This window comes from Arthrobacter sp. NPDC057013, assembly GCF_042674585.1.
GTDB lineage: Bacteria > Actinomycetota > Actinomycetes > Actinomycetales > Micrococcaceae > Arthrobacter.
In genome coordinates, this window is the sequence record NZ_JBHUSE010000039.1 from 1 (window position 1) to 6,631 (window position 6,631).

5 protein-coding genes are annotated in these 6,631 nt (G+C 65.6%); 4 read left to right on the forward strand and 1 reads right to left on the reverse strand.

The window, feature by feature from the left end; genetic code table 11:
* Positions 1–475: 475 nt before the first annotated feature.
* Positions 476–1,783, reverse strand: coding sequence for a LuxR C-terminal-related transcriptional regulator (locus ACFTSA_RS24180; RefSeq protein WP_377954640.1), 1,308 nt, complete (start codon positions 1,781–1,783; stop codon positions 476–478).
* A 153-nt stretch (positions 1,784–1,936) separates the two neighbouring features.
* Here ACFTSA_RS24180 and tkt point away from each other — a divergent pair, with 153 nt between their 5' ends.
* From tkt to ACFTSA_RS24200, 4 genes are all read left to right on the forward strand, one after another.
* Positions 1,937–4,087, forward strand: a complete 2,151-nt coding sequence (tkt, locus tag ACFTSA_RS24185; RefSeq protein WP_377954642.1) for a transketolase — start codon at positions 1,937–1,939, stop codon at positions 4,085–4,087.
* Between the two features lie 20 nt (positions 4,088–4,107).
* Positions 4,108–5,229: a transaldolase gene (tal, locus tag ACFTSA_RS24190; RefSeq protein ID WP_377954644.1), complete on the forward strand. Its 1,122-nt coding sequence runs from the start codon at positions 4,108–4,110 to the stop codon at positions 5,227–5,229.
* A 106-nt stretch (positions 5,230–5,335) separates the two neighbouring features.
* The gene (gene rpe / locus ACFTSA_RS24195) at positions 5,336–6,052 is read left to right on the forward strand and encodes a ribulose-phosphate 3-epimerase (RefSeq protein ID WP_377954645.1); all 717 of its coding nucleotides are present in this window, start codon (positions 5,336–5,338) and stop codon (positions 6,050–6,052) included.
* A 10-nt stretch (positions 6,053–6,062) separates the two neighbouring features.
* Entirely contained in the window at positions 6,063–6,536 is a 474-nt protein-coding gene (locus ACFTSA_RS24200) for a ribose-5-phosphate isomerase (protein WP_377954647.1), read from the forward strand.
* Positions 6,537–6,631: the final 95 nt, after the last annotated feature.

A 6,631-nucleotide genomic window follows, 5' to 3' on the forward strand; every position in this document is an offset into this window, starting at 1 on the left:
CCCGCCAAAACATCGGCTTCATGCTCGAACCCCACGGCTTCTTCAACCAAAACCCCACCCTCAACCTCCCCACCGAAACCCGCACCACCACCACCGGCGGACACTGCTCCACCGGAAACGGACACTAAACAGGCACGCGTTTGTGAAGTAGAAGCACAGAGAGACCAGCACCAACAACCGGTCCCCGATGCTGCCCGCGGGCGGCGTCGGGGACCTACCCCGTTCCCTACCCAAAAATTTCTTTCCCGCACCTTCCCAACCCAACCCAGTAGGGCGGGATCCGCAGTGTTTGATATCCCCGTAATGACCTGGACCCTCACCGCCGTCTTGCTGGTCGGCACCAACTACCACCTTTGGCGGGCGGCACGCTCTCGCCGCATAACCGAACCCAGCCAGAAACCGGGACAACGCCACAACGACAACGGCGGCACCCTGTCGGGTGCCGCCGTTTCGCGTGCTGCCGGGTTTTAGCCCGTCACCGGAGTCCGTGGTTGTGGGCCAGGGCGATTGCCTCGGTGCGTGAACCGACGTCGAGCTTCTTGAAAAGGTTCCGCACATGGAACTTGACCGTATTCTCGCTGATGCCCATCGCCGAGGCGATGGTGCGGTTGCGGTTTCCGGCGGCGAGGTGCTGGAGCACCTCGAGTTCGCGGGCGGCAAGGTTCCATCCGGCGACATCACCGGCCGGGCGCGTGGGTAGGTCGAGGGGTAGGGAGACGAAGACGTCCGCACCCCAGCCCGGCATGACGTCCATCCGCAGCTGTCCGGTGAGCGCCTGGACCCGGCGGTCCAGCCGGCTGATACTCGGCGAGTCGGCCGCAAGTGCACCGCGGCCGTCATCGCGCACGTTGATCAGCAGGTTTTCGCCGTCACAGTCCCACTGCGTCCGGATTCTGCTGACATCGGGCTGCTCCATCATGGCCAGCACAAGTCCGCGGACGACTGCCCTTGCTGCGTGGGCAACTTCGCCGGGCAAGGCCCGTCCATTCAGCGGCGGCTCGATGAACTCGGCCTCGATGCCGCTGTAGCCGGTGAGCGGCCGCAGGTCCTCGCGCAGGCGTTCAAAGGCCTTGGCGACCGGCTCTTCCACCAGGTCGGTCGTGCGGTCGCTGAGGGTGCGGAGCCGCACCAATGCCTTGGCCGTGAGGTCGGTGACGGTGGTGCGGGCTGTTGCGTTGTCCATCGAGGAGGAGCGAAGCGCCGCCAGGAGGGTTTCCAGGGTGGTGGAGTGCAGGTCGGTCAGTTCCGCCGTCACGCGGATTCGTTCGGCTGAAGCCGCCCGGGACTCCAGCAGGTACGACGGCGGCGCATCCGCCACCTTCTCCTGGATCCGCCGGGCAGCAAGGCCCCACAGAAATTTCACCAGGTCCAGCCCGGCGTTGTCCCCGGCATCGGATGGCTGAGGATCCGTGAGGACGAGGAGGGCCTGGCTGGAGGCGTGTTTCAGGGCGAGTGCGGGCCGGGACTTGCCGGCCAGCTCGGCGTCGCCGAACCAGGGAGTCTCATCCGAAAGGGTGGCACGGAGCGTGTCAAGCTCGGCGATGGAAACCCGGGAAATGATTTCCTCCGCACCCGCCTTCTTCTGCGGCCGCCCCGTGCAGTCCTCGGTGAAGATGACCAGTGCGCTGCTTCCCAGGTAGGGAAGCGTGGCATCACGCAGCCGCTCCGCTATCTGAAGCAGCGGGGCATCGGCGACTGCTGCCACGGAATGCAGCAGCGGCCACGGCAGGTCTGTATGGGGCTTATTGGACGCCTTCGTTGGCTGGTCGGTGGCTGCGCTCATTCGGACAGTTTAGCGGCTACCCAGTCCGAAAGTGTAGTAAAAACCGTCAGAAAACAGTGTTACTCCTACCCATTAGTTTCGGAAGTATAGGTGTCAACCGGAAAGCATCCGTACGGCCGCGGCAGGCCGACGACGAATCAAAGGGGATTAATTGTGAATCCGACAGCAACCGCGACGCGTGTCGCAGGCAACGCCATCACACTTGACTGGACGTCCGAGGACCAGCGTGCGGTGGACACCCTCCGGGTTTTGGCCGCCGACGCCGTCGAGAAGGTCGGCAACGGCCACCCCGGCACCGCGATGAGCCTGGCGCCCGCCGCGTACCTTCTGTTCCAAAAGCTGATGCGCCACGACCCGCGTGATCCCGACTGGATCGGCCGTGACCGCTTCATCCTGTCACCGGGGCACTCCTCGCTGACGCTGTACAGCCAGCTGTTCTTCTCCGGCTATGGCCTGGAACTGAAGGACCTGGAAGCCCTGCGCACGTGGGACGCACTGACCCCGGGCCACCCGGAGTACAAGCACACCCCGGGCGTTGAGATCACCACCGGCCCGCTGGGCCAGGGCCTCGCCTCCTCGGTCGGCTTCGCATACTCCCAGCGCCGCCAGCGCGGCCTGTTCGACGCCGACGCTCCCGCCGGCGAGAGCCCGTTCGACCACACCATCTGGGTCATCGCGTCCGACGGCGACATCCAGGAAGGTGTGACCTCCGAGGCTTCCTCCCTGGCCGGGCACCAGGAGCTGGGCAACCTCGTGGTCATCTACGATGAGAACCACATCTCCATTGAAGACGACACCGACATCGCCTTCACCGAGGATGTCCTGAAGCGCTACGAAGCCTACGGCTGGCACACCCAGCGCGTTGACTGGACCGAATCGGGCGAGTACGTCGAAGACGTCCAGGAGCTCTACTCCGCGCTCCTGGCTGCGAAGGCCGAGACCTCCAAGCCGTCCATCATCTCGCTGCGCACCATCATCGGCTACCCGGCCCCCAAGAAACAGAACACCGGCAAGATCCACGGCTCCGCCCTCGGCGCCGACGAGGTCGCGGCCCTGAAGGAAGTGCTGGGCTTCGACCCCGCCAAGTCCTTCGAAGTGGACGCGGACGTGCTGGCCCACGCCCGGCGCGTGGTGGACCGCGGCGCGGCTGCCCGCAAGGAATGGGAAGAGTCCTTCTCCGCATGGCAGGCAGCCAACCCCGAGGGCGCTGCCCTGCTGGAGCGCGTCGAGGCCCGCCAGCTTCCCGCCGGGCTCGAGGCTGCATTGCCGGTCTTCGAAGCCGGCAAGGACGTCTCCACCCGCGCCGCCTCAGGCAAGGTCCTGAACGCCATCGGCCCGGTCATGCCGGAACTCTGGGGCGGCTCGGCCGACCTCGCCGAGTCCAACAACACCACGATCGAAGGCTCGCCGTCGTTCATCCCGGCCTCCCGCTCAACTGAAGCGTGGAAGGGCAACCCGTACGGCCGCGTCCTGCACTTCGGTATCCGTGAGCACGCCGCAGCCTCGATCGTGAACGGCATCAGCCTGCACGGCAAAACCCGCGCGTTCTCCGGCACGTTCCTGATCTTCAGCGACTACCAGAAGCCGGCCATCCGCCTCGGCGCCCTGATGGGCGTCCCCTCCATCTACGTGTGGTCGCACGACTCCATCGGCCTGGGCGAAGACGGCCCCACCCACCAGCCGGTGGAACAGCTCGCCACCCTGCGTGCGATCGTCGGCCTCGACGTCGTCCGTCCGGCCGACGCCAACGAGGTTGGCGTCGCTTGGAAGACCATCCTGGAGAACCACGAGAACCCGGCCGGCATCGTGCTGACCCGGCAGAACGTCCCGACCTTCGCCCGCGGCGAGGGTGCTGCCGAGGGTGACACCTTTGCTTCCCCGGCGGGTGTTGCCAAGGGCGGCTACGTTCTGGCCGAGGCGTCCAAGGACGGCAAGACCGTGGACGCGCAGGTCATCCTGATCGCCACCGGCTCCGAGGTCCAGCTCGCCGTCCAGGCCCGCGAAACACTCCAGGCTGAAGGCATCGCCACCCGCGTGGTGTCCATGCCGTGCGTTGAGTGGTTCAACAAGCAGGACGCCGCCTACCGCGAGGCAGTCCTGCCCGCAGCAGTCAAGGCCCGCGTTTCCGTCGAAGCCGGTCTTGCCCTGGGCTGGAAGGAATTCGTCGGCGACGCCGGCCGCTCCATCAGCCTCGAGCACTACGGCGCCTCGGCAGACTACAAGCGCCTGTTCCAGGAGTTCGGCATCACCGCAGAAGCAGTCGCGGCGGCCGCCAAGGACTCCCTCTCCGCCGCAGCCAACTAACTTTTGAAGGAAAACAAGCCATGACCAACGCAACACCCACCGCACAGCTTTCTGAAGCAGGTCTGTCGATCTGGCTGGACGACCTCTCCCGGGAGCGGCTCGACAGCGGCAGCCTGCAGAAGCTCATCGAGCAGAAGAACGTCGTCGGTGTGACCACCAACCCGTCCATCTTCCAGGCCGCGATCACCTCCGGCACGGACTACGACGCCAAGATCGCCGAACTTGCGGCGCAGGGCGCGGGGGTGGAGGATACGATTTTCGAGATCACGACGACGGACGTCGCCGACGCCTGCGACCTCTTCGCCCCGATCGCTGCCGCCACCAGCGGCGTCGACGGCCGTGTCTCCATCGAAGTTGATCCCCGCCTGGCCTGGGACACCGAGGGCACGATCGCCGAAGCGAAGAACCTGTTCAAGAAGGTCGACAAGGACAACGTCCTGATCAAGATCCCCGCCACGATCGAAGGCCTCGCAGCCATCACCGCGGTCCTGGCCGAAGGCATCAGCGTCAACGTGACCCTGATCTTCTCGCTCGAGCGCTACCGGGCAGTCATCAACGCCTTCCAGGCCGGCCTCAAGCTGGCCAAGGACAACGGCCATGACCTGTCCAAGATCCACTCCGTGGCATCGTTCTTCGTGTCCCGCGTGGACAGCGAGATCGACAAGCGCCTGGACGCGATCGGCACCGACGCAGCCAAGGCCCTCAAGGGCAAGGCCGGCGTTGCCAACGCCCGCCTCGCCTACCAGGTCTACGAGGAGCTCTTCTCCACCGAACGCTGGACGGTCCTGGCCGAAGCCGGTGCGCGTCCGCAGCGCCCCCTGTGGGCCTCCACCGGGGTGAAGGACCCGGCGTACCCGGACACCCTGTATGTCACCGAACTCGTCGCCCCCGGCGTCGTCAACACCATGCCGGAGAAGACCCTGGACGCCACCTTCGACCACGGCGTGGTCACCGGTGACACCATCACCGGCACCTACGGGGAAGCCAACAGGGTCCTCACCGCCCTCGAACACCTCGGCGTCTCCTACAACAACGTCGTCGCCCTGCTGGAATCCGAAGGCCTGGACAAGTTTGTGGCCAGCTGGAACGAACTCCTGGCCGACGTCAACAGCGCCCTCACTACTGCACGGAAGGCGTCCTAGCCGGCGGCATCCCGGCCCCGGCTCTCCGTCATCCGTCCTGACTGCGTGGGGACCCCTTCGGGGGTCCCCACGCAGCGCTTACCCAGATCACTGAAAGGCAGACATCATGTCCGTTTCACCCCTGAATTGCTGCATCAACCCCAGCATCCTCTCGGCCGACTTCGTCAACCTCGAGGCCGAGCTGGCGCGCATCAGCAACGCCGACGCCGTGCACGTGGATGTCATGGACAACCACTTCGTGCCGAACCTGACCATCGGCCTGCCCGTGGTGGAGCGGATCCAAAAAGTCAGCCCTGTGCCGATTGACGCCCACCTCATGATTTCCAACGCCGACCGCTGGGCGCCCCAGTTCGCCGACGCCGGCCTGAGCTCGGTGACCTTCCACGTCGAGGCGTCTGACGCGCCCATCAAACTCGCCCGCGAACTTCGCGCACGCGGTTCCAAGGCAGGCATGGCACTGCGCCCGGCCACGCCGGTGGAAGCATACCTGGACATGCTCACCGAACTGGACATGCTGTTGCTCATGACGGTTGAGCCGGGCTTTGGCGGCCAGGCATTCCTGGACATCGTGCTGCCCAAGATCCGACGCGCCCGTGCCGCGGTTGAGGGGGCCGGGGTAAACGTGGCCATCCAGGTGGACGGCGGCATCACCGAAGAAACCATCGTCCGCGCCGCCGAGGCCGGCGCCAACGTCTTCGTTGCCGGATCGGCCGTGTACGGCAAGCCGTCACCCGAGGATGCCATCGAATCGCTGCGGGCAAAGGGCCAACTCGCCTTTGGCCCGGCATCGAGCCCCAGCCACGTCGTTTTCCAGCAAGCCTAAAGGACCACTCATGCGCGTTCATATCGCAACCGACCACGCCGGCATGGAGTTGAGCTCCCACCTCATCACGGCGCTGTCAGCCAGCGGCTACGAGATGGTGGACCACGGGCCTGCCGCCTACGACGCCGAAGATGACTACCCCGCGTTCTGCATCAACGCCGCGGCCGCCGTCGTCGCTGACCAGGCCGCGGGCGTGGACGCCCTGGGGATCGTGCTCGGCGGCTCAGGCAACGGGGAGCAGATCTCTGCGAACAAGGTCAAGGGCGTGCGGGCAGCCCTGGCTTGGAACCTGGACACGGCCAAACTTGCCCGCCAGCACAACAACGCCAATGTTGTCGCAGTCGGCGGACGCCAGCACACCGTTGAGGAGGCCACGGAACTGATCAAGGCATTCCTGGCCGAGCCATTCACCAACGCTGAACGCCACGAACGCCGCATCGGCAAGATCGCCACCTTTGAGTCCACCGGCGAGGTTGTCGAGTAACATGCCCATTGCAACCCCCGATATTTATGCCGACATGATCGACCGTGCCAAGAAGGGCGGCTACGCTTTCCCGGCCGTCAACGTCACCTCCTCCC